General features: G+C 53.3%; 18 protein-coding genes. 16 read left to right on the top strand and 2 right to left on the bottom strand.

What is annotated here, in order from left to right; all coding sequences use genetic code 11:
• Positions 1 to 2: 2 nt before the first annotated feature.
• Positions 3 to 3,332, bottom strand: coding sequence for a diguanylate cyclase (locus SOM82_RS13250; RefSeq protein WP_320459823.1), 3,330 nt, complete (start codon positions 3,330 to 3,332; stop codon positions 3 to 5).
• Between the two features lie 344 nt (positions 3,333 to 3,676).
• On the opposite strand from SOM82_RS13250, the gene udk reads away from it, so the two are divergent.
• From udk to asmA, 3 genes are all read left to right on the top strand, one after another.
• Positions 3,677 to 4,318, top strand: coding sequence for a uridine kinase (gene udk / locus SOM82_RS13245; protein WP_100779601.1), 642 nt, complete (start codon positions 3,677 to 3,679; stop codon positions 4,316 to 4,318).
• 96 nt (positions 4,319 to 4,414) lie between these two features.
• Positions 4,415 to 4,996, top strand: a complete 582-nt coding sequence (dcd, locus tag SOM82_RS13240; protein WP_320459824.1) for a dCTP deaminase — start codon at positions 4,415 to 4,417, stop codon at positions 4,994 to 4,996.
• 23 nt (positions 4,997 to 5,019) lie between these two features.
• Entirely contained in the window at positions 5,020 to 6,867 is a 1,848-nt protein-coding gene (asmA, locus tag SOM82_RS13235) for an outer membrane assembly protein AsmA (protein ID WP_320459825.1), read from the top strand.
• A gap of 37 nt (positions 6,868 to 6,904) precedes the next feature.
• Here asmA and SOM82_RS13230 read toward each other — a convergent pair whose 3' ends face one another.
• A complete protein-coding gene (locus SOM82_RS13230) occupies positions 6,905 to 8,488 on the bottom strand; it encodes a TerC family protein (protein ID WP_154127314.1) in 1,584 nt (527 codons plus the stop codon).
• 817 nt (positions 8,489 to 9,305) lie between these two features.
• Between SOM82_RS13230 and SOM82_RS13225 the strand changes: the two genes are divergently transcribed.
• The 13 genes from SOM82_RS13225 (at position 9,306) to wcaI (ending at position 22,475) form a co-directional block, all read left to right on the top strand.
• Positions 9,306 to 10,445 (top strand): polysaccharide export protein, encoded by a 1,140-nt coding sequence (locus SOM82_RS13225; protein ID WP_154127313.1) that lies wholly within the window; start codon positions 9,306 to 9,308, stop codon positions 10,443 to 10,445.
• Between the two features lie 6 nt (positions 10,446 to 10,451).
• Positions 10,452 to 10,895 (top strand): low molecular weight protein-tyrosine-phosphatase Wzb, encoded by a 444-nt coding sequence (wzb, locus tag SOM82_RS13220; protein ID WP_154127312.1) that lies wholly within the window; start codon positions 10,452 to 10,454, stop codon positions 10,893 to 10,895.
• 2 nt (positions 10,896 to 10,897) lie between these two features.
• Positions 10,898 to 13,060 carry a tyrosine-protein kinase Wzc gene (gene wzc, locus SOM82_RS13215; RefSeq protein WP_320459826.1) on the top strand — a complete coding sequence of 721 codons (2,163 nt, stop codon included), beginning with the start codon at positions 10,898 to 10,900 and terminating at the stop codon, positions 13,058 to 13,060.
• Between the two features lie 528 nt (positions 13,061 to 13,588).
• Positions 13,589 to 14,431, top strand: a complete 843-nt coding sequence (wcaA, locus tag SOM82_RS13210; RefSeq protein ID WP_154127310.1) for a colanic acid biosynthesis glycosyltransferase WcaA — start codon at positions 13,589 to 13,591, stop codon at positions 14,429 to 14,431.
• A gap of 2 nt (positions 14,432 to 14,433) precedes the next feature.
• Complete coding sequence (wcaB, locus tag SOM82_RS13205; protein ID WP_320459863.1) at positions 14,434 to 14,922, top strand: colanic acid biosynthesis acetyltransferase WcaB; 489 nt, start codon at positions 14,434 to 14,436, stop codon at positions 14,920 to 14,922.
• Positions 14,919 to 16,136, top strand: a complete 1,218-nt coding sequence (gene wcaC, locus SOM82_RS13200; protein WP_320459827.1) for a colanic acid biosynthesis glycosyltransferase WcaC — start codon at positions 14,919 to 14,921, stop codon at positions 16,134 to 16,136. The genes wcaB and wcaC overlap by 4 nt, the downstream gene beginning before the upstream one ends.
• Positions 16,111 to 17,331: a colanic acid polymerase WcaD gene (gene wcaD / locus SOM82_RS13195; RefSeq protein ID WP_320459864.1), complete on the top strand. Its 1,221-nt coding sequence runs from the start codon at positions 16,111 to 16,113 to the stop codon at positions 17,329 to 17,331. Before wcaC ends, wcaD begins: the two co-directional genes overlap by 26 nt.
• A 16-nt stretch (positions 17,332 to 17,347) precedes the next feature.
• A complete protein-coding gene (wcaE, locus tag SOM82_RS13190) occupies positions 17,348 to 18,094 on the top strand; it encodes a colanic acid biosynthesis glycosyltransferase WcaE (protein ID WP_320459828.1) in 747 nt (248 codons plus the stop codon).
• Positions 18,095 to 18,109: 15 nt separating this feature from the next.
• Entirely contained in the window at positions 18,110 to 18,658 is a 549-nt protein-coding gene (gene wcaF, locus SOM82_RS13185) for a colanic acid biosynthesis acetyltransferase WcaF (protein WP_320459829.1), read from the top strand.
• Positions 18,659 to 18,683: 25 nt separating this feature from the next.
• A complete protein-coding gene (gmd, locus tag SOM82_RS13180) occupies positions 18,684 to 19,805 on the top strand; it encodes a GDP-mannose 4,6-dehydratase (RefSeq protein WP_154127305.1) in 1,122 nt (373 codons plus the stop codon).
• Between the two features lie 2 nt (positions 19,806 to 19,807).
• Positions 19,808 to 20,773: a GDP-L-fucose synthase gene (gene fcl, locus SOM82_RS13175; RefSeq protein WP_320459830.1), complete on the top strand. Its 966-nt coding sequence runs from the start codon at positions 19,808 to 19,810 to the stop codon at positions 20,771 to 20,773.
• 2 nt (positions 20,774 to 20,775) lie between these two features.
• A complete protein-coding gene (locus tag SOM82_RS13170; RefSeq protein ID WP_154127303.1) occupies positions 20,776 to 21,255 on the top strand; it encodes a GDP-mannose mannosyl hydrolase in 480 nt (159 codons plus the stop codon).
• On the top strand, positions 21,252 to 22,475 hold the full coding sequence (wcaI, locus tag SOM82_RS13165) for a colanic acid biosynthesis fucosyltransferase WcaI (protein ID WP_320459831.1): 1,224 nt from the start codon (positions 21,252 to 21,254) through the stop codon (positions 22,473 to 22,475). The genes SOM82_RS13170 and wcaI overlap by 4 nt, the downstream gene beginning before the upstream one ends.

Here is a 22,475-nt window from a genome sequence, read left to right as displayed (position 1 = left end):
CGCTAGTTGATGGCGAAGTAGCTGGTGTTCAGCAGCAGCTCCAGCGGCTGGGGTTCGGCAATGGAATCGCCGTAGATGAAGTCAATGCCAATGCCGGAAAGGGTATCCATCATCAGCGGATGGTTGCTGGGACCGGCAATGGTTTTCATGCCGAGACGCTGGGCGTGGCCCTGGATAATCGTCACCATCATTTCATCCATCAGATTGCCATGCACATTGGTGACCAGCTCCGGATCCAGCAACAGGTAATCAGCCATGTGCGCGCTCAGATGGTTGAACACCTCCATATCGCGACCAACATGACAAAGCACGATGCGACAGCCCGCCTGACGAAGTTTTTGCAGCCCGGTTTGAATATTAACATCCTGATTTTGCAGGGTGTTAACGGGGATCACCAGATGCAGCAATCGTCCCGGCAGCGGACTTTTTTCCAGCAGTTCGAGCAATTCGTCCACCAGCGTAACGCTGCACAGCCCTTCCGGTGAAAGCGGCAGGGCCACGCCCATGCCTTTATTCGCCACCTGAGCGGCAAAGGTACGGAAGAACTCCTGGAAGATGCGGCGATCCAGCGCATGAAGCAGTTCCGGTTCCGCCAGGCCCGACCGGAAAGCGTGCTCTTCCATGACATCGCCATGGCTGGTCCACAGGCGCAGGGAGATCAGCCAGAAGTTGCTGCTTTCCGGGATCCGCGGCGAGGCGACGCTGCGCCCCGTCATCAGCAGATGATTGTCTTTGATCATATGCCACTGCTCGTCGAGCGACATCATGCTGCGCGCGCTGTGAATTCTCTCCTGCTGCGGTTCGTAAACCGTCACCACACCGCGGCCATTATTTTTAGAGGCGTAACAGGCGATATCGGCCTGAGACATCACTTCAGCGGCCTGGCTGTTACGATCGTCGATCAGCGTAATCCCGGCGCTGGCACCGACGCGGTGCAGACGGCCTTCCCACATAAAGTGGTAATCGTTGATGGCATGAATAATACGGCCTGCAATATAACGAGCGCTTTCGACATTGCAGTCCGGCAGAAGCAGGCCAAACTCATCGCCACCGAGTCGCGCCAGCACATCGCTTGACCGTAACATGCTGAGCATCAGCGACGACAGTTCACGCAGCAGCGCATCGCCCGCTGCGTGACCCGCGGTATCGTTTACCGCCTTAAATCGATCGAGATCGATAAAGACCAGCGCGTGACGCTGGTGGGTGTCGTCAACGGTTTGCAGCAGGCGTTTGAGATGGCTTTCGAAACTCACGCGGTTAGCCAGATGAGTCAGGGCGTCATGAGAGGCGCTGTAACTCAGCTGACGCAGCATCTTACGCGATTCAGTGACATCCTGAATGACCAGCACCGAACCGATGTTTTGCCCGTCGAGCGTACTTAGCGGGGTAATACTGTAATGAATATCGAATGTGCCGCCGCTGCGGTTATGAAGCACCACATCCTGGTCGATGTCGGAGCGGGACATATCCCCGCTGTGAATATTTTCCATCAGCGGGCCGTTTTCGCTAAAAGTGATATGCAGCACGTTCAGGATCGGCTGGCCCATGGCTTCTTGCTGCGTCCAGCCGCTCATTTTCTCGGCGACCGGGTTCATAAAGGTGACATGCATATCGACATCGGTACAGAGTACGGCTTCGCCGATGGAGTCGAGCGTGATGTGAAGACGCTCTTTTTCCTGGAACAAGGCTTCGTTAAGCTCTTTAACCTCGGTCATATCCATATTTATGCCCAGCAGACGTTCCACTTCACCCTGCTTGTTGAGTACCCGGCTGGCCAGCGAGCGAATATGGCGCACGCCTTCTTTCACCCGGATGCGGAACTCCAGCTTGAAGGGCGCTCTGGCCATCAGCGAATCGCGAATGATCTGCTCAGCCTGGTCGCGATCTTCCGGGTGCAGACACTCATGCCAGAGCTGCCAGGTGGGTTTGATATGCGCCGGGATGTCATACAGTTCAAACATGCGCTTGTCCCAGCTGATCACGTCGGGCTTTAAATCCCACTCCCAGATCCCGATTCCGCCCGCTTCGTTCGCCAGCGTAATACGTTCCATCAGGCGCTTATTAACCCACTCGGTGTGCTTAAGATCGTTAATATCTTCGATTTGCGCGATAAAATAGAGCGGCGACCCGTCTGCATGGCGCACGACGGAGACCGCCAGCAGCGCCCATACCACTTCGCCGTTGCGGTTGTAATAACGCTTCTCCATTGAGTAGCTGTTGATATCGCCGCGCGTAAGTTGCTCAAGGTTGTCCAGATCGATGTTTAAATCTTCCGGCCAGGTCAACTGCTGAAAAGTCAGGGATTGCAGCTCAGTCTGGGAGTAGCCCAGGAACTGGCACAGCGCTTTATTGGCCTGTAGCCATTGCCCCTCAATACCGACCAGCGCCATGCCGATGGCGGAATACTCCATGGCATTGCGAAAACGCTCTTCGCTTTCGGTAATGTGCTTGCGCTCCGCGCGAAACGCGTACATCACCATGGTCATAATGTTCGCTGGCAGCAGCATCATCAGGAATGGCAGCCACGGCGCGTTGAGCATCACGCCGGTATTCTGGGTGGACAAGGATGTCGGGTTTGTCGCCATCATCAGTGACACCATCATCACCGTGACCAAAAAGACCATAAAAGCTTCCATACGCGGTAAACGTACGGCGCTCCACATCAGCAATACGATGACGCAGGTAAACGGCCACGGAAGGAAGGAGATCGCCACCCAGCATAAGACCAGCGTAACGGCCATAGTGAGCAGGGTTTCCAGCAGCAGGCGGGGATTACGATGGCGCAATAAATAGTGCGGTTTGAACAGCAGGCCGAGCGGCACCAGCGCCAGCGCGCCGATCGATTCTGACAACACCCACACCAGAAAATTACGCAGCGGCTCGGTACCCGGGACCAGCAGCCAGACCAGTATACCGCCCACAAGCGGTGGGATCACCGCGCTGCCTATTGCCAGGCGTATCCAGTCGCCCAGGTTTTTGAGCGGGTTATACCAGGGCAATAATTTGCGCAGCAGCAGGGCACCGACGCAGGCTTCAATCACGTTGATTGCCGTATACCAGAAACTGATGGTTTCCCAGGAAAACAGCATCCAGGAAGCAAGAACATTGCCAAACGAGCAGGCGAGGGCAATTCCCGGCCACATTTTTCCGGCGTGGCGATAAAACGCGACCATCATAATGGAGGTCGGGAACCACAGCGGTGCCAGTAACGTTCCGAAACGGGTCAGTTCAAGCGAGAAAAGCGTAAAGATAAAGGTCACCAGACCTAGACTGACAAGCCGTAGTAAAGGATGTGGGGTGGTAACCAAAACGTGCTGGTATTGTTTTTTCATTACCGCTTTATCCAGGGGACGCCATGCCGCCAGGAACCAGGTCCAGACGAAGTAAAATAGGAATTTGGATTATGCTAGTACAAACAATTTACAATTCATATGCCGACTGCTCATAATTTGTCATCATAGAGTTATTAAATACTTAGTCTGCAGAAAATTCATGTTTAACGCGTTAAATTTGACCGCTAAAATTTTAGTCAGGGCGAAAAGGGCGGGTTTGGAATGACTCTCGCAATACCTGCGCTTTCGACTAGTATCAGGCAAGCGAAATCCCTATAATTGCCGCGTTTGACGCTCAGGCGTCGCCCTTCCTTTACATCCAGGTTAATCAGGTCGCTAAATTTATGACTGATAAGTCTCATCAGTGCGTCATCATAGGCATCGCCGGCGCATCCGCTTCAGGTAAAAGTCTTATTGCCAGTACGCTTTATCGCGAACTGCGTGAACAAGTTGGTGATGAGCACATCGGCGTCATTCCCGAAGACAGCTATTACAAAGACCAATCCCATCTGTCGATGGAAGAACGCGTAAAAACCAACTACGACCACCCCAATGCCATGGATCACAGCCTGCTGTTCCAGCATTTACAAATGATCAAAAGCGGCACGCCTATTGACCTGCCGGTTTATAGCTACGTCGATCATACCCGCACGCAAGAGACCATTCACATTGAACCCAAAAAGGTGATCATCCTGGAAGGCATTTTATTGCTGACCGACGCGCGTCTGCGCGAAGCGATGAATTTCTCTATTTTTGTGGATACGCCGCTGGATATCTGTCTGATGCGTCGAATCAAGCGCGATGTGAATGAGCGTGGCCGTTCGATGGATTCTGTTATGGCACAATATCAGAAGACGGTTCGCCCGATGTTCCTGCAGTTTATCGAGCCGTCCAAGCAATACGCCGATATCATTGTGCCGCGCGGGGGTAAAAACCGCATTGCGATTGATATCCTGAAAGCCAAAATTAGCCAGTTTTTTGAATAATTCGCGCGAATTGTGTACCGTTCAGCAATAACCTGAACCTGGTTTGCCCTGAGGCGTGACGTCTTCAGGGCCTGATGCACGAAAGGAGAAAGCGTCATGCGTCTTTGCGACCGAGATATAGAGGCCTGGCTGGATGATGGCCGTCTGTCTATCACCCCTCGTCCGCCAGTGGAGCGAATCAACGGCGTCACCGTTGACGTGCGTCTGGGAAATAAATTCCGCACGTTTAGCGGCCATACCGCCCCGTTTATTGATTTGAGCGGGCCGAAAGACGAAGTCAGCGCCGCGCTTGACCGCGTCATGAGCGACGAAATTGTGCTGCCTGAAGGCGACGCGTTCTATCTGCATCCGGGTGAACTGGCGCTGGCAGTGACCTATGAGTCGGTCACCTTACCGGCAGACCTGGTCGGCTGGCTCGATGGTCGCTCCTCGCTGGCGCGTCTGGGGCTGATGGTCCACGTCACTGCGCACCGTATCGATCCGGGCTGGTCGGGTCGTATCGTACTGGAATTTTTCAATGCAGGTAAACTGCCGCTGGCCTTACGCCCGGGGATGATGATTGGTGCGCTAAGCTTTGAGCCTTTAACAGGCCTGGCCGATCGCCCTTATAACCGCCGTCAGGACGCAAAGTATCGCGACCAGCAGGGTGCGGTTGCCAGTCGTATTGATAAAGACTGATTTTACGCTTCACTGAGGATGTCATGAGAAGAGTTCTTACAACGCTGATGATTTTGCTGGTGGTTCTGGTGGCTGGCCTTTCGGCGTTGGTTCTGCTGGTTAACCCCAATGATTTCCGTGCCTATATGGTCCGGCAGGTCGAAGCACGTAGCGGGTATGAACTGAAGCTGGACGGGCAGCTGCGCTGGCACGTTTGGCCGCAGCTCAGCATTCTTTCTGGCCGGATGTCATTAACCGCGCCCGGCGCCTCGGTTCCCATTGTCACGGCCGATAATATGCGCCTGGACGTGGCGCTGATGCCTCTGCTGTCGCATCAGTTGCAGGTTCGACAGGTGATGCTGAAAGGCGCGGTTATCCAGCTCACGCCGCAAACCGAAGCCGTTCGTCAATCCGATGCGCCCGTCGCGCCGCATACCAACACGCTGCCGGATGCCGCGGAAGACGCAGGCTGGTCCTTTGACATCGCCAGCCTGAAAGTGGCAGACAGCCTGCTGGTCTTCCAGCATGAGGATGAAGAGCAGATCACGGTGCGAAACATCAACCTGAAAATGGAGCAGGATCAACACCACCTGGCGGCGGTTGATTTTTCAGGGCGTATTAATCGCAATCAGCGTGATATGACGTTGTCAATGAACGCCAACGTGGACGCCTCCGACTATCCTCATAAACTGACCGCCGATATCCAACAGCTCAGCTGGCAGATTTCCGGCGCCGATCTCCCCACCCAGGGGATTAGCGGGCAGGGCAGTTTGCAGGCGCTTTGGCGAGAAGAACAAAAGCAGCTGGAACTGAATAACCTCAATTTGCAGGCCAATGACAGTGCGCTGAAAGGACGGGCCAGCGTGGTGTTAAGTGAAACGCCGAAGTGGGTCTTTGATCTTCAGTTTGACAAACTCAACCTGGAAAATCTGCTTCCACCACAGCCGGTGACGGCAGAACAAAGCGCTGAACGGCAGGAGACAACTCCGCCTAAGCAGATGCGGCCGGTGATTTCATCCAGCATCGATCAGCCTGACTATAACGGCCTGCGCAGCTTCACCGCCGATATCCTGGTGAAGGCGAACACGGTACGCTGGCGCGGTATTGATTTCACAAATGTCAGCAGCCAGATGCTCAACCATAACGGGCTGCTGGTGATTTCTGAACTGAGCGGTCAGATGGGCGCAGGGCATTTGTCTCTGCCGGGTCTTCTGGATGTTCGCAAGGAGATCGCCCGGGCTGAGTTCCAGCCGCGTCTTGATAACATTGAGATCGGAACCATCCTTAAGGCCTTTAATTATCCTATCGCGCTGACCGGTAATCTGACGATGGCCGGTGATTTCTCCGGCGACAGGATTGATGCCGATGCGTTTCGTCGTAGCTGGCAGGGGCAGGCGCATGTTCAGCTCTCTGACAGCCGTATGGAAGGACTCAATTTCCAGCAGCTGGTTCAGCAGGCCGTGGAGCGCAGCAGCAATGTTAAAGCCAAAGAGAGTTATGACAGCGCAACGCGGCTCGATGACTTCTCCAGTGACCTGACGCTTAATCGCGGTGAACTGACGCTGGATAATATGCAGGGACACTCTTCACTGCTGGCGCTGACCGGTAAAGGCTCGCTGGATCTGGTGAAAGAAACCACCGATACCCGCTTCAATGTGCGAGTGTTGTCCGGTTGGGAAGGCGAAGGTCCGCTGATTGACCTGCTGAAAGAGACGCCGATTCCGCTCACCGTTTTCGGAAAATGGCAGGAACTCAACTATAGCCTTCAGGTTGATCAGGTCCTGCGTAAGCATTTACAGGACGAAGCAAAACGTCGTTTGAGCGACTGGGCGGATAAGAATAAAGATTCGCAAAGCGGCAAAGACATGAAGAAACTTTTAGATAAGCTTTAACCGTGCGCCCCTCTCCCGTAGCGGGAGAGGGTGTAGTTCAGACCTGGTAGTCCAAATCCTCGTCGGTACGCAGCGGGATAAGTTGGACTTTCTGCACCCGATGGCTCTCGACCTGCAGTGTCTTCAACATATAATCACCCACCTGAACTTCTTCTCCCTGCTTTGGAATACGCTGAAGGTTTTCCATAAGCAGCCCCGCGATAGTGTGGTATTCACGCTTATCATCCAGCGGTAACGGCACATACTGCACCAGATCTTCAAGCGGCATATGACCATTAGCAGTCCACGACCCGTCGGCATTTTTTTGGATGTCGTGCCGGGCATCGATCTCGTCTATCTCGTTTGGCAAATTACCGGCGATGGTTTCCATCACGTCACTCAGTGTCACCAGCCCCTCAACCGAACCGAATTCGTCCACCACGAAGGCAAAGTGGGTGCGCGCATTACGAAACTGCTCAAGGGCCGACAGCAAAGGCAGCGTTTCCGGGAAGACCAGCGGCTGGCGTACCAGCGCGCGTAAATCCAGCGCTTCGCCGCGCAAAGACTGTTGCAGCAGGTCAATAATATGCACTACGCCCAGTAAATCTTCCTCTTCATCTCCCCCCGTCACGACCACGCGGGTGTGCTGATTTTTGTCCAGCAGCGCGCGGATGTGTGCCTCTGGCGAGTTCAGGTCGATATGTTCGATATCGTGACGCGAGGTCATGATGCTGCTGACAGACCGCTGATTCAGATTGAGCACCCGCTCAATCATTCTTCGTTCCTGAGGATTGAAAATCTGGCTGTCATCGTGATCGGCGAGAAGTGAGGACGATTCTGCATCCAGTTCCGCATCCTCTTTTTTGCCGCTTAACAGACGCAGCACCGTCTCGGCGGTGCGCTGGCGCAGCGTCTGATTAGCAGAGAGGAAGCGGCGGCGGTTGAAAATAGCCAGCTGATTGAGCGTCTCAATAATCACTGAGAAGCCAATCGCTGCGTACAGATAGCCTTTCGGAATCGAGAAACCAAAGCCGTCGGCCACCAGACTAAAGCCAATCATCAGCAGGAAACTCAGACACAGTATGACGATGGTCGGATGGCTGTTGACGAAGCGCGTCAGGGCCTTGCTGGCCATGACCATCAGGGTAATAGCGATGATCACCGCAGCCATCATGACCGGCAAATGGTCCACCATACCGACGGCAGTAATCACCGAGTCGAGGGAAAATACCGCATCCAGCACCACGATTTGCGCGACAACCGGCCAAAATCTGGCACCCCGACGCTGCGTGGTGTTCTCGCTGTCTTTACCTTCGAGCCGTTCATTGAGTTCAACCGTGGCTTTAAACAGCAGGAAAAGCCCGCCGAAAAGCATAATTAAATCTCGCGCGCTAAAGCTCAGGCCGTGGAGAGTGAAAAGAGGCGTTGTCAGCGTGACGAGCCACGAGATAGAAGCCAGCAGCAGCAGGCGCATCACCATCGCCAGCAGCAAACCGGTGACCCGCGCGCGGTCGCGCTGCCCGGGTGGCAGTTTTTCGGCAAGAATGGCAATAAAGACCAGGTTATCAATGCCGAGGACTAATTCGATGACAATAAGTGTCACCAGTCCGGCCCAAATTGACGGATCGGCAATCCATTCCATAGTAATCGCAATACCTTCGGTTATTGGCGCTCGTTGTCATTCAGGTTGCAGGGGCGAAGGCGGCGAAAGCAGGCCCTTATGCGTGGGGCCGTGCCTGGGGGATTCGCTCCCTTGCCGCCTGTCTGAAACCGTAATGACGTGGAGCAAAAGAAATATGTCACACTTCGATCATGGATAAAGCTCGAGAAAATTGCAATGGAGAGCGTGAGATTTCTCTTAATCCCTCAAAGATAAATAGGGGCGGCTATTAACCCTAATATTTGTATATGAAAGTTGAATTAACGTATTAACCGATATTTAGGAAATATCGCATGAGGTATTTTTAGTCCGTGATTTGTCAATATGAAGAAATTCCTAAAACAGCAGAAATTTGCGCTTAATATTATTCTTAAAAACTGTTATTCAGACAGTTGTCTCCTTGCCTGCTATTAGGTTAGCTGCAACAATTCTCCCAGCATCAAATGTTAAATCTTCTTGCTGCTATTTTTGTATCGGTCTCAGGAACGGTAATTCATTACTGCTCAGGCATTAAGAATGCCGGATATATTTATCCTGCAAGACCTAATCTAAGAGGGTGTCTATCCATAACACATTGTTTCGTCAGTGGATTGGTAACTGAAAGCCAAGGGCGGTAGCGTGCCTGAAAGCGTGTGAATCAGCCTCGATTATTCTGTCAATAGCCGGTGGATGAATAAGATTTTTTTAGGACTGATGCCAGTTATATTTCTTTTTGATTAACTGCATTCTGAATGACAAAACGCCCCGCGCTTATTTAAATTGCACAGGATAATTACTCTGCCAAAGTGATAAATAATCAATGATGAAATCCAAAATGAAATTGATGCCATTATTGGTGTCTGTGACCTTGATGAGTGGTTGTACGGTCTTTCCCGGCAGCAATATGTCAACGATGGGTAAGGATGTGATCAAGCAACAGGATGCTGATTTTGATCTCGACAAAATGGTGAATGTTTATCCATTAACACCGCGCCTGGTCGAACAATTACGTCCGCGTCCGAATGTTGCCCAGCCGAATATGTCCCTGGACCAGGAAATCTCGTCTTATCAATACCGCGTTGGACCGGGTGACGTCGTCAGTGTGACCGTCTGGGATCACCCGGAGCTCACCACGCCCGCAGGGCAATACCGCAGCTCCAGCGATACCGGTAACTGGGTGCAGCCTGATGGCACCATGTTCTATCCCTATATCGGCAAAGTCCACGTGGTGGGTAAAACGCTCGCTGAAATTCGTAGTGATATTACCGGCCGCTTAGCGCAGTACATCGCCGATCCGCAGGTGGACGTTAATATCGCCGCATTCCGCTCGCAGAAAGCCTATATCTCCGGTCAGGTCAACAAATCGGGCCAGCAGGCGATCACCAACGTGCCGCTCACTATTCTCGATGCGATTAACACGGCGGGCGGGTTAACCGACGCGGCGGACTGGCGCAACGTGGTGCTGACGCACAACGGTAAGGAAGAGCGCATTTCACTCCAGGCGCTGATGCAGAACGGGGATCTGAGCCAGAACCGTCTGCTTTATCCGGGAGACATTCTGTTTGTTCCACGAAACGACGACCTGAAAGTGTTTGTCATGGGCGAAGTGAAGAAACAGAGCACGCTCAAGATGGACTTCAGCGGCATGACCCTGACCGAAGCGTTGGGCAACGCAGAAGGCATCGATCTGACCGCCTCCAATGCCAGCGGCATCTTCGTTATCCGTCCGCTGAAAGGCGAGGGCAGTGCGAAAGGCAAGATTGCCAACATCTACCAGCTCGATATGTCCGATGCAACATCCCTGGTGATGGCAACGGAGTTCCGCCTCCAGCCATACGATGTGGTGTATGTCACGACTGCGCCGGTTGCTCGCTGGAACCGTTTGATCAACCAGTTGCTGCCAACCATCAGTGGCGTTCGCTACATGACGGATACGGCGCGCGACATTCATACCTGGTAATCCACGATGTTTAATAAAATTCTGGTGGTGTGCGTGGGGAATATTTGCCGTTCCCCGACGGCTGAACGACTGCTGAAAAATTACCAGCCTGAGCTGACGGTCGCCTCGGCAGGACTTGGGGCGCTTGTGGGTAAGGGGGCTGATGAGCGCGCGACGAGCGTGGCAAAGGAGCACAACCTCTCACTCGACGGGCATTGCGCCCGTCAGGTTTCCGGCCGCATGTGTCGGGAATATGACCTGATCCTCGCGATGGAAAAGCGCCACATTCACGCATTGTGCGAAATCGCACCGGAGATGCGCGGCAAAGTGATGCTGTTTGGTCACTGGGACGGTGAGCGCGAAATTCCCGATCCGTATCGCAAGAGCCGTGAGGCATTTGAGGCGGTTTATACCTTACTTGACCAGTCTGCCCAACAGTGGGCGCAGGCACTGAAAGCTCAGCAGGGATAACAATGACAGAAAAAACAAAACCTTCTGCCGCCCCGATATCGGGCAGTGATGAAATTGATATCGGTCGCCTGGTAGGGACGATTGTTGAGGCGCGCTGGTGGGTGCTGGGCATTACGGCGGTTTTTGCGCTGGCTGCCGTGGTGTATACCCTCTTCGCGACCCCCATCTATAGCGCCGATGCGCTGGTTCAAATCGAACAAAACAGCGGTAACTCACTGGTGCAGGATATCGGTTCGGCGCTGGCCAATAAGCCCCCGGCATCAGAGGCGGAAATCCAGCTGATCCAGTCGCGTATGGTGCTGGGCAAAACGGTTGACGATCTTGACCTGGATATCGCGGTCACCAAAAACACCTTCCCGGTGTTTGGCGCGGGCTGGGACCGACTGATGGGACGACAAAACGACACCGTTAAAGTCACTACCTTCACCCTGCCAAAAGGCACCGCGGATCAGATTTTCACGCTGACCGTGCTGGGGCCAAAGCAGTATGAGCTGAAAAGCGATGCGGGCTTTAGCGCCCGTGGTGAAGTGGGGCAGATGCTCAGTAAAAACGGCGTTAGCATTATGGTCAGCGGCATTCAGTCTGCGGAAGGCGGCGAATTTACGGTCAGTAAATTCTCGACGCTGGGGATGATCAATAACCTGCAAAACAACCTTACCGTCACCGAAAATGGCAAAGACACGGGCGTGTTGAGCCTGAACTTTACCGGTGAAGATAAGGAGATGATCCGCAACGTCCTGAACAGTATTACGCGCAACTACCTTGAGCAGAATATTGAGCGCAAATCCGAGGAGGCCGCTAAAAGCCTTGCCTTCCTGGCGAAACAACTGCCGGAAGTGCGCACCCGTCTGGATGATGCGGAAAACAAGCTGAACGCCTATCGCCAGCAGAAAGACTCCGTCGATCTGCCGCTGGAGGCGAAGTCGGTGCTCGACTCCATGGTCAATATTGATGCGCAGCTGAACGAGCTGACCTTCAAAGAAGCGGAAATCTCCAAGCTTTACACCAAACGCCACCCGGCTTACCGCACGTTGCTGGAAAAACGCCAGGCGCTGGAAGATGAGAAATCGAAGCTCAATAACCGCGTCACCGCGATGCCGAAGACCCAGCAGGAAATCGTGCGTCTGACCCGCGATGTGGAGTCCGGCCAGCAGGTGTATATGCAGCTGCTGAATAAACAGCAAGAGCTGAAAATCACCGAAGCCAGTACCGTCGGCGATGTCCGCATCGTTGACCCGGCGATCGCTCAGCCGGGCGTGCTGAAACCGAAGAAAGCGCTGATTATTCTCGGCAGCATTATTCTGGGTCTGATGCTCTCTATCGTCGGTGTTCTGCTGCGCTCCCTGTTTAACCGCGGTATCGAAAGCCCGCAGGTGCTCGAAGAGAACGGAATCAGCGTTTACGCCAGCATTCCGCTGTCGGAATGGCAGAAATCGCGCGACAGCGTGAAAACGGTCAAAGGCGTTAAGCGCTACAAGCAGAGTCAACTGCTGGCGGTGGGTAATCCAACTGACCTCGCGATTGAAGCCGTGCGCAGCCTGCGTACCAGTCTGCACTTCGCCATGATGCAGGCGAAGAATAATGTGCTGATGTTGACCGGGGTCAGCCCGTCGATTGGTAAAACCTTCGTCTGTGCCAACCTGGCGGCGGTCATTAGCCAGACCAACAAACGCGTATTGCTGATCGACTGCGACATGCGCAAAGGCTATACCCACGAACTGCTTGGGACCAACAACGTCAACGGCCTGTCGGAAATTCTGCTCGGCAAGGGCGATATCGCCCAGTGTGCCAAGCCGACGTCGATCACCAACTTTGATCTCGTGCCGCGCGGACAGGTTCCGCCAAACCCCTCTGAACTGCTGATGAGCGAACGCTTTGCGCAGCTGGTGACGTGGGCGAGCGAGCATTACGACCTGGTGCTGATTGATACCCCGCCAATTCTTGCAGTGACGGATGCCGCGATTGTCGGGCGTCATGCCGGTACCACGCTGATGGTAGCGCGTTACGCCGTCAATACCCTGAAGGAAGTGGAAACCAGTCTCAGCCGCTTTGAGCAGAACGGTATCGAGGTGAAAGGGGTGATTCTGAACTCCATCTTCCGTCGCGCAACCGGATACCAGGATTACGGGTATTACGAGTACGAATATAAGTCTGACAGTAAGTAATCAGTTCTAAACCACTTATCACTCGCCCTCACCCCTCACCCTAACCCTCTCCCCAAAGGGGAGAGGGGATGGTACGGAGCTGTCTTATCTCCCTCGCTCCTTTGGGGAGAGGGAATGGTACGGAGCTGTCTTTTCTCCCTTGCTCCTTTGGGGAGAGGGGATGGTACGGAGCTGTCTTTTCTCCCTTGCTCCTTTGGGGAGAGGGAATGGTACGGAGCTGTCTTTTCTCCCTTGCTCCTTTGGGGAGAGGGGATGGTACGGAGCTGTCTTATCTCCCTCGCTCCTTTGGGGGAGGAGATAGTACGGCGCTGTCTTTTCTCCCTCGCAGCTTTGGGGAGAGGAGATAGTACGGCGCTGTCTTTTCTCACTCGCTGCTTTGGGGAGAGGGGATGGTACGGAGCTGTTCTTTCTCCCTCGCTGCTAAGTGTAGGGAAGGGTACGAGGCTCTCTTTTCTCCCTCGCCCCTTTGGGGAGAGGGCAGGGGTGAGGGGTTTGGAAGAGCATCAACAACGCATTGCGGGGAATAAAATGACAACACAACGCCCTTTGATTTCTATCTATATGCCGACATGGAATCGTCAGCAGCTGGCGATCCGCGCGATTAAATCGGTATTACGTCAGGATTATGACCACTGGGAACTGATCATCGTGGATGACTGCTCTTCGTCTTATGAGCAGCTACAGAAATTTGTCAGCGATCTGGGTGATTCACGCGTGGTGTATGTGCATAACGCCATCAATTCTGGCGCTTGCGCGGTGCGTAACCAGGCGATTTTGCAGGCAAAAGGAGAGTTCATCACCGGGATAGATGATGACGATGAATGGACGCCCAACCGCCTGTCTACTTTCCTGTCGCACAAACAGCAGCTGGTGACCCACGCGTTCCTGTATGCCAATGACTATGTGTGTCAGGGCGAAGTCTATTCGCAGCCGGCAAGCCTGCCGCTGTATCCTAAATCGCCGTACTCCCGTCGTCTGTTTTACAAGCGCAATATCATCGGCAACCAGGTCTTTACCTGGGCGTGGCGTTTCAAAGAGTGCCTGTTCGATACCGAACTGAAAGCGGCGCAGGATTACGATATTTTCCTGCGTATGGTGATGGAGTATGGCGAACCGTGGAAAGTGGACGACGCCACGCAAATTCTGCACATCAATCATGGCGAAATGCAGATCACCTCATCGCCAAAGAAATTCTCTGGTTACTTCCATTTCTATCGCAAGCACAAAGACAAGTTCGACCGTGCCAGCCGCAAGTACCAACTTTTTACCCTCTACCAGATCCGCAACAAGCGCATGAACTGGCGCACGCTGTTAACGCTCTTTTCAGTGCGTAACACCAAGCGTCTGGCTGACGGACTTCGGGGGAAATAATGATTCTGGAAGATTGCCGTGCTAACGGCTGGAGCTTGCGCCCGTGCTGCATGGTTCTGGCGTATCGCGTTGCCCATTTCTGCTCCGTCTGGCGCAAAAAAAATGTGCTGAACAACATTTGGGCCGCACCGGTGCTGGTGCTGTACCGCATCATCACCGAATGCCTGTTTGGCTATGAAATCCAGGCGGCTGCCACGATTGGGCGTCGTTTTACCATCCATCACGGCTATGCGGTGGTGATCAATAAATTCGTTGTGGCGGGGGACGATTTTACCATTCGCCACGCCGTCACCATCGGTAACCGTGGGCCAGACAGTCTGGCCTGCCCGGTGATTGGCAATAACGTTGAGCTGGGCGCCAACGTGGTGATGATTGGTGATATTACCGTCGGTAATAACGTCGTGGTTGGTGCGGGTAGCGTGGTGCTGGACAGCATTCCCGATAACGCGCTGGTGGTGGGTCAAAAAGCCAGTGTAAAGGTTATTAAATGAATATTCTGCAATTTAATGTCCGCCTGGCTGAAGGCGGCGCGGCAGGCGTGGCGCTGGATCTGCATCAGCGTGCGCTACAAAAAGGTTTACAGTCGCGCTTTGTTTACGGTTACGGCAAAGGCGGCAAAAAAAGCGTGAGCCATGATCACTATCCGCAGGTGTTAAAGCAGACGCCGCGTTTAACGTCGATCGCTAACATTGCGCTGTTTCGCCTGTTTAACCGCGATCTGTTCGGCAATCTGAACAATCTTTATCGCACGGTGACGCGAACCCGCGGGCCGGTGGTTCTCCATTTCCACGTTCTGCACAGCTACTGGTTAAACCTGGAAGAGGTGGTCGCATTCTGTGAAAACGTGCTGGCGCATAAGCCCGATACCACGTTTGTCTGGACCCTGCACGATCACTGGAGCGTCACCGGGCGCTGCGCGTTTACCGACGGGTGTGAAGGCTGGAAAAATCACTGTCAGAAATGCCCGACCCTTTCTAACTATCCGCCGGTAAAAGTGGATCGTGCTCATCAGCTGGTGGCGGGTAAACGCCAGCTGTTTCGCGACATGCTGGCGCTGGGCTGTCAGTTTATCTCCCCGAGCCAACACGTCGCCGATGCTTTTAACAGTCTTTACGGTGCCGGGCGCTGCCAGATCATCAACAACGGTATTGATGTGGCAACGGAAGAGATTCTGGCGGAACTGACGCCTGTCGCCGTGACGCCGGGGAAACCCAAAATTGCGGTGGTGGCTCACGATCTGCGCTACGACGGAAAGACCAATCAACAGCTGGTGCGCGACATGATGGCGCTGGGTGACAAGATTGAGTTGCACACCTTCGGCAAATTTTCGCCGTTTGAAGGCGCGAATGTGGTTAATCACGGCTTTGAAACCGATAAACGCAAACTGATGAGTGCCCTGAACGGTATGGATGCGCTGGTCTTTAGCTCTCGCGTGGACAACTATCCGCTGATTTTGTGTGAAGCGCTCTCGATTGGCGTCCCGGTCATTGCGACCCACAGCGACGCCGCGCGTGAAGTGCTGGAAAAATCAGGCGGAAAAACGTTTAGCGAGCAGGAGGTTCTGCCGCTGGTTCAGCAGCCAAAAGCGGATATCGCGCAGGCTGTTTTTGGCACCAGCCTGGAATCGTTCCGCAACCGCAGCCGCAAGGCTTACAGTGGTCAACAGATGCTGGAGGAGTATGTCTCGTTCTATCAGAATCTGTAGCTACCTGCTGTTACCGCTGATTTATCTGCTGGTTAACGTCAAGATAGCCCAGCTGGGAGAAAGCTTCCCCATTACCATTGTGACCTTCTTACCTGTGCTGCTTTTGTTGTACGTTGAGAAGATCAGCATTAAGAAGCTCATGATTGCTCTTGGGCTGGGCGTGGGGTTAACGGCATTTAACTATCTCTTCGGTCAGTCGCTGGATGCCAGCAAATACGTCACCTCGACCATGCTGTTTGTTTATATCGTCATTATTATTGGCATGGTGTGGAGTATTCGCTTTAAAACTATTTCGCCGCACAATTATCGGAAAATCCTTAGGTTCTTTTATATTGCCGTTGCGTTCATTGTCACTCTGGCGGCCATGGAAATGGCGCAGATTATTTTGACCGGTGGCAGTAGCCTGATGGAGATGATTTCGAAATATCTGATTTACAGCAACAGCTATGTTCTGAACTTCATTAAGTTTGGCGGGAAACGAACCACCGCCCTGTATTTCGAACCGGCATTTTTCGCTCTGGCATTAATCTCAATTTGGCTCAGCATCAAACAGTTTGGTATCAAAACCCCAAAGACCGATGCTATGATTCTTGCAGGGATTGTTCTGTCAGGTTCTTTCTCAGGGGTCATGACATTTATCTTGTTTTACCTGCTGGAATGGGCTTTTCAGTACCTGAATAAAGATGCGATTAAGAAAAAACTACCTTTAGCAATAATTTCACTAACCGTTTTTCTGGTGGGTATTATTTTTGCTTTCCCTTACATCGCCACGCGCCTGGGGGATTTAGGAACAGAAGGTTCATCGTCCTATTATCGCATTATTGGTCCGCTGGTTATGGTGGGGTATTCGTTAACCCATATTGATGGCGTAGTCAGATTTGGCTCACTTTACGAATATGTTGCATCATTCGGAATCTTTAACGGTGCGGACGTCGGTAAAACCATAGACAATGGGCTGTATCTGTTAATTATCTATTTCTCATGGTTCGCAGTGCTGTTAACGCTGTGGTACCTGTTTAAAGTCTTCAAAATGATGATTAACGCATTTGGAGATAATCAGAATTTTCGGGTGCAGCTTTATCTTTTTACGCCGGTGTCGCTTTTTTTTACCGGGTCAATTTTTAGCCCGGAATATGCGTTCTTAATTGTATGTCCGTTTATTTTGCGCAAGGCGCTTAATATTACGCATTCATGACAAAATGAGGTGGTTTATGTTTCTTAGCGTCATTACTGTCGCCTTTCGCAATCACGAAGGGGTAGTAAAAACCTGGCGCTCGCTGCGCAACCTGGCGCGCGATCCCAGCCTCACGTTTGAATGGATCGTGGTCGACGGAGGCTCGAATGATGGCACGGCTGAATTCCTGGAAAAACTGAACGGCGAGTTCAACTTACGCTACATCAGCGAGAAAGATAAAGGCATCTATGATGCGATGAATAAAGGCATCGAGATGGCTCAGGGCCGTTACGCCATTTTCCTTAATTCAGGTGATGTGTTCCATGACGATGTCGCGCTGTTTGCTCGTCAGCTGTCGCGCCAGAAAGATGACGCTATGGTGATCGGTGATGCGCTGCTGGATTTTGGCGATGGCAATAAAGTGCGTCGTAGCGCCAAGCTTGGTTGGTATATTTATCACAGCTTACCGGCCAGCCATCAGGCCATTTTCTTCCCGACGGCGGGACTGAAAAAACATCCGTACGATTTGCAATATAAGGTGTCGTCTGATTATGCGCTGGCCGCCAGCCTGTATAAATCGGGCTACCCGTTCCGCCGGATTAAAGGCCTGGTGTCGGAATTCTCGATGGGCGGTGTGTCAACCTCGAATAATCTGGAATTATGCCAGGATGCCAAAAAAGTGCAGCGCACTATTTTGCGCGTGCCGGGCTTCTGGGCGGAATTATCTTATTTATTACGCCTGCGTACGACAGGTAAAACGAAAGCCTTATATAACAAAGCCTGAATATAAGGAAACACAATGCAGGATCTGAATGGTTTCACCGTACCGAAAGGATTTCGTGGCGGTAATGGCATAAAAGTTCAATTGTGGTGGGCTGTACAGGCAACGGTGTTTGCCTGGTCGCCACAGGTGTTGTATCGCTGGCGCGCATTTTTACTGCGTTTGTTTGGCGCAAAAATTGGAAAAAACGTCGTTATTCGCCCGTCGGTCAAAATTACCTATCCATGGAAATTAACCCTCGGTGATTATGCCTGGGTCGGCGATGACGCGGTGTTATATACCCTGGGCGATATTACGATTGGTGCCCATTCTGTGGTGTCACAGAAGTGTTATTTGTGTACCGGCAGCCACGATTTTATGAGTACGCATTTCGATATTAATGCTACGCCGATTGTGATTGGCGAGAAATGTTGGCTGGCGACAGATGTCTTTGTCGCACCAGGTGTTTCTGTTGGCGATGGCACGGTTATTGGTGCCCGCAGCAGCGTTTTTAAATCGCTACCGGCAAATAAGATTTGCCGTGGCAACCCCGCAGTGGTGATACGCGAACGCGTTGAAACTGAATAATTTCGATAAGTAGAGGAAGATAAACATGTCAAAAGTCGCTCTCATCACCGGCGTTACCGGACAGGATGGTTCTTATCTGGCGGAACTTCTGCTGGAAAAAGGTTATGAAGTTCACGGTATTAAGCGTCGTGCTTCATCTTTCAACACCGAGCGTGTGGATCACATTTATCAGGATCCTCATGCCACCAACCCGAAATTCCATCTGCATTATGGTGACCTGAGCGATTCGTCTAACCTGACGCGTATCCTGCAGGAAGTGCAGCCGGATGAAGTCTACAACCTGGGCGCGATGAGCCATGTGGCTGTCTCGTTCGAATCGCCGGAATATACCGCTGACGTGGATGCCATGGGTACGCTGCGTCTGCTGGAAGCCATTCGCTTCCTGGGCATGGAGAAGAAAACCCGTTTCTACCAGGCGTCTACTTCTGAGCTGTACGGTCTGGTACAAGAGATCCCGCAGAAAGAGACCACGCCATTCTACCCGCGCTCTCCGTATGCAGTCGCAAAACTGTACGCTTACTGGATCACCGTGAACTATCGCGAGTCCTACGGCATGTATGCCTGTAACGGCATTCTGTTCAACCACGAATCCCCGCGCCGTGGCGAAACCTTCGTGACCCGCAAAATCACCCGCGCTATTGCCAACATCGCTCAGGGCCTGGAGTCTTGCCTGCACCTTGGCAACATGGACTCCCTGCGTGACTGGGGCCATGCAAAAGACTACGTCAAAATGCAGTGGATGATGCTGCAGCAGGACACCCCGGAAGACTTCGTGATCGCGACCGGCGTGCAGTACTCCGTGCGTCAGTTCGTTGAAATGGCGGCCGCGCAGCTGGGTATTAAACTGCGCTTTGAAGGCACCGGCGTGGAAGAGAAGGGCATCGTGGTTTCTGTTACCGGTCATGACGCGCCGGGTGTGAAACCGGGCGATGTGATTGTTCAGGTTGACCCGCGCTACTTCCGTCCTGCTGAAGTGGAAACCCTGCTCGGCGACCCAACCAAAGCGCACGAAAAACTGGGCTGGAAACCGGAAATTACGCTGCAGGAAATGGTCTCGGAAATGGTGGCTAAAGATCTCGAAGCGGCGAAAAAACACTCCCTGCTTAAGTCCCATGGCTACGAGGTTGCCATCGCGCTGGAGTCCTGAGAATGAGCAAACAACGTATTTTTGTCGCGGGTCATCGCGGGATGGTGGGTTCCGCCATCGTTCGCCAGCTGGAACAGCGCGGCGATGTCGAGATCATTGTCCGCACTCGCGATGAGCTGAACCTGCTGGACAGTCAGGCGGTGCAGGCGTTCTTTGCGAATGAACGCATCGACCAGGTGTATCTGGCGGCGGCAAAAGTGGGCGGCATTGTCGCCAACAATACTTATCCGGCCGATTTCATCTACGAGAACATGATGATCGAGAGCAACATCATTCACGCGGCACATCTGCACAACGTGAATAAGCTGCTGTTTCTCGGCTCATCCTGCATCTATCCGAAGCTGGCCAAACAGCCGATGGCGGAGAGTGAACTGCTGCAGGGCACGCTGGAAGCGACCAACGAACCGTATGCCATTGCCAAGATTGCCGGGATTAAGCTGTGCGAATCGTATAACCGTCAGTATGACCGCGATTATCGCTCGGTGATGCCGACCAACCTCTACGGGCCGCACGACAATTTCCATCCGAGCAATTCGCATGTGATCCCGGCGCTGCTCAGACGCTTCCACGAAGCGACGACCGACAACACGCCGGACGTGGTGGTGTGGGGCAGCGGCACGCCGATGCGTGAATTCCTGCACGTGGACGATATGGCTGCGGCCAGTATTCATGTGATGGAACTGGATCGCGAGGTGTGGCAGGAAAACACCGAGCCGATGCTGTCGCACATCAACGTCGGGACGGGGGTGGATTGCACCATCCGCGAGCTGGCGCAGACCATCGCGAAGGTGGTGGGCTATAAGGGACGCGTGGTGTTTGACGCCACAAAACCGGACGGCACGCCGCGCAAATTGCTGGATGTGACGCGCCTGCACCAGCTGGGCTGGTATCACGAAGTGTTGCTCGAACAGGGACTGGCAAGTACCTACCAGTGGTTCCTGGAAAACCAGCATCGCTTCCGGGGGTAATCATGTTTTTAAGTCAGGAAGATTTTGCCACGGTAGTCCGTTCCACGCCGCTTGTCTCTGTTGATTTGATCGTGGAGAACGAACGCGGTGAATTTCTGCTCGGAAAGCGAACCAATCGCCCCGCGCAGGGGTTCTGGTTCGTGCCGGGAGGACGCGTGCAAAAGGATGAGCAGCTTGAGAGCGCTTTCGAGCGCCTGACTCTGGCTGAACTGGGGCTGCGTCTGCCGATGTCGGCAGGCCAGTTTTACGGGGTCTGGCAGCACTTCTATGACGATAATTTCTCCGGGACGGACTTCAGCACTCACTACGTGGTGCTCGGTTTTCGCCTGAAAGTGAATCAGGCCGATTTGCGTCTGCCTGATTCCCAGCATGACGATTACCGCTGGCTGGAACAGGCCGCTCTGCTTGCCAGTGACAACGTTCACGACAACAGTCGCGCCTACTTCCTGGCGGAACGTCAGGCTGAGGTGCCGGGCTTATGAGAATCCTCGTTTACGGAATCAACTACTCGCCAGAACTCACCGGCATCGGCAAGTACACCGGTGAGATGGTGGAGTGGATGGCACGTCAGGGACATGAGGTGCGGGTCATTACGGCCCCGCCTTACTACCCGGAGTGGAAAGTCGGTGAGCGTTATTCGAGCTGGCGTTATCGCCGCGAGCAAGGGGCTGCAACCGTCTGGCGCTGCCCGCTGTACGTTCCCAAACAGCCCTCGACGCTGAAACGCCTTTTGCACCTGGGAAGCTTTGCGCTGAGCAGTTTCTTCCCGCTGATGGCGCAACGTCGCTGGAAGCCGGATCGCATTATCGGCGTCGTGCCCACGCTGTTTTGCACCCCGGGCATGCGCCTGCTGGGCAAACTCTCGGGCGCACGCACACTGCTGCACATTCAGGATTATGAGGTCGATGCGATGCTCGGTCTGGGAATGGCCGGGAAGGGCAAGGGCGGCAAAGTTGCCAGCCTGGCCAGCGCCTTCGAACGCAGCGGCTTACATAACGTTGATTATGTCTCGACTATTTCGCGCTCGATGATGAATAAAGCGCAGGAAAAGGGTGTGCCGGCAGAAAAGGTCATCTTTTTCCCCAACTGGTCTGAAGTGGCGCGTTTTCGCGACGTCACGGACAGCGATGCCCTGGCATTAAGGGCGCAACTCGGTTTGCCTGACGATCAAAAAATCATTCTCTACTCAGGCAATATCGGGGAAAAGCAGGGCCTCGAAAGCGTTATCGAAGCGGCTCAACTTCTTAGCAAACATCCATGGGTGTTTGTGATTGTTGGACAGGGCGGCGGGAAAGCGCGCCTGGAGAAGATGGTCAACGAGTGCGGCCTGAATAACGTTAAATTTTTCCCGCTTCAGTCATATGAAGCACTGCCTGCGCTGCTGAAGATGGGCGATTGCCATCTGGTGGTCCAGAAACGCGGGGCGGCGGACGCGGTTCTGCCTTCCAAACTGACCAATATTCTGGCCGTTGGCGGCAATGCGGTGATCACCGCCGAGGCGGAAACCGAACTGGGCCAGCTGTGTGATAACTATCCGGGGATCGCGGTGTGCGTGGAACCGGAATCGGTGAACGCGCTGGTGGCCGGAATTGAACAGGCACTCGCTATGCCGAAAGAGAACACGGTGGCACGTGAATATGCCGAACGCACGCTGGAGAAAGAGAACGTGCTTAGCCAATTTATTGCAGATATACGGGGATAA

Origin of the sequence: Lelliottia sp. CFBP8978 (genome assembly GCF_034046055.2) — a bacterium.
GTDB lineage: Bacteria > Pseudomonadota > Gammaproteobacteria > Enterobacterales > Enterobacteriaceae > Enterobacter.
Note: the sequence above shows the minus strand (reverse complement) of the source record. Positions and strands in the feature narration are given on the sequence as shown.

Coding starts and splice junctions, on each gene's coding strand:
- SOM82_RS13250 (WP_320459823.1), bottom strand. CDS start 3,332: ATGAAAAAACAATACCAGCACGTTTTGGTTACCACCCCACATCCTTTA.
- udk (WP_100779601.1), top strand. CDS start 3,677: ATGACTGATAAGTCTCATCAGTGCGTCATCATAGGCATCGCCGGCGCA.
- dcd (WP_320459824.1), top strand. CDS start 4,415: ATGCGTCTTTGCGACCGAGATATAGAGGCCTGGCTGGATGATGGCCGT.
- asmA (WP_320459825.1), top strand. CDS start 5,020: ATGAGAAGAGTTCTTACAACGCTGATGATTTTGCTGGTGGTTCTGGTG.
- SOM82_RS13230 (WP_154127314.1), bottom strand. CDS start 8,488: ATGGAATGGATTGCCGATCCGTCAATTTGGGCCGGACTGGTGACACTT.
- SOM82_RS13225 (WP_154127313.1), top strand. CDS start 9,306: ATGATGAAATCCAAAATGAAATTGATGCCATTATTGGTGTCTGTGACC.
- wzb (WP_154127312.1), top strand. CDS start 10,452: ATGTTTAATAAAATTCTGGTGGTGTGCGTGGGGAATATTTGCCGTTCC.
- wzc (WP_320459826.1), top strand. CDS start 10,898: ATGACAGAAAAAACAAAACCTTCTGCCGCCCCGATATCGGGCAGTGAT.
- wcaA (WP_154127310.1), top strand. CDS start 13,589: ATGACAACACAACGCCCTTTGATTTCTATCTATATGCCGACATGGAAT.
- wcaC (WP_320459827.1), top strand. CDS start 14,919: ATGAATATTCTGCAATTTAATGTCCGCCTGGCTGAAGGCGGCGCGGCA.
- wcaD (WP_320459864.1), top strand. CDS start 16,111: ATGTCTCGTTCTATCAGAATCTGTAGCTACCTGCTGTTACCGCTGATT.
- wcaE (WP_320459828.1), top strand. CDS start 17,348: ATGTTTCTTAGCGTCATTACTGTCGCCTTTCGCAATCACGAAGGGGTA.
- wcaF (WP_320459829.1), top strand. CDS start 18,110: ATGCAGGATCTGAATGGTTTCACCGTACCGAAAGGATTTCGTGGCGGT.
- gmd (WP_154127305.1), top strand. CDS start 18,684: ATGTCAAAAGTCGCTCTCATCACCGGCGTTACCGGACAGGATGGTTCT.
- fcl (WP_320459830.1), top strand. CDS start 19,808: ATGAGCAAACAACGTATTTTTGTCGCGGGTCATCGCGGGATGGTGGGT.
- SOM82_RS13170 (WP_154127303.1), top strand. CDS start 20,776: ATGTTTTTAAGTCAGGAAGATTTTGCCACGGTAGTCCGTTCCACGCCG.
- wcaI (WP_320459831.1), top strand. CDS start 21,252: ATGAGAATCCTCGTTTACGGAATCAACTACTCGCCAGAACTCACCGGC.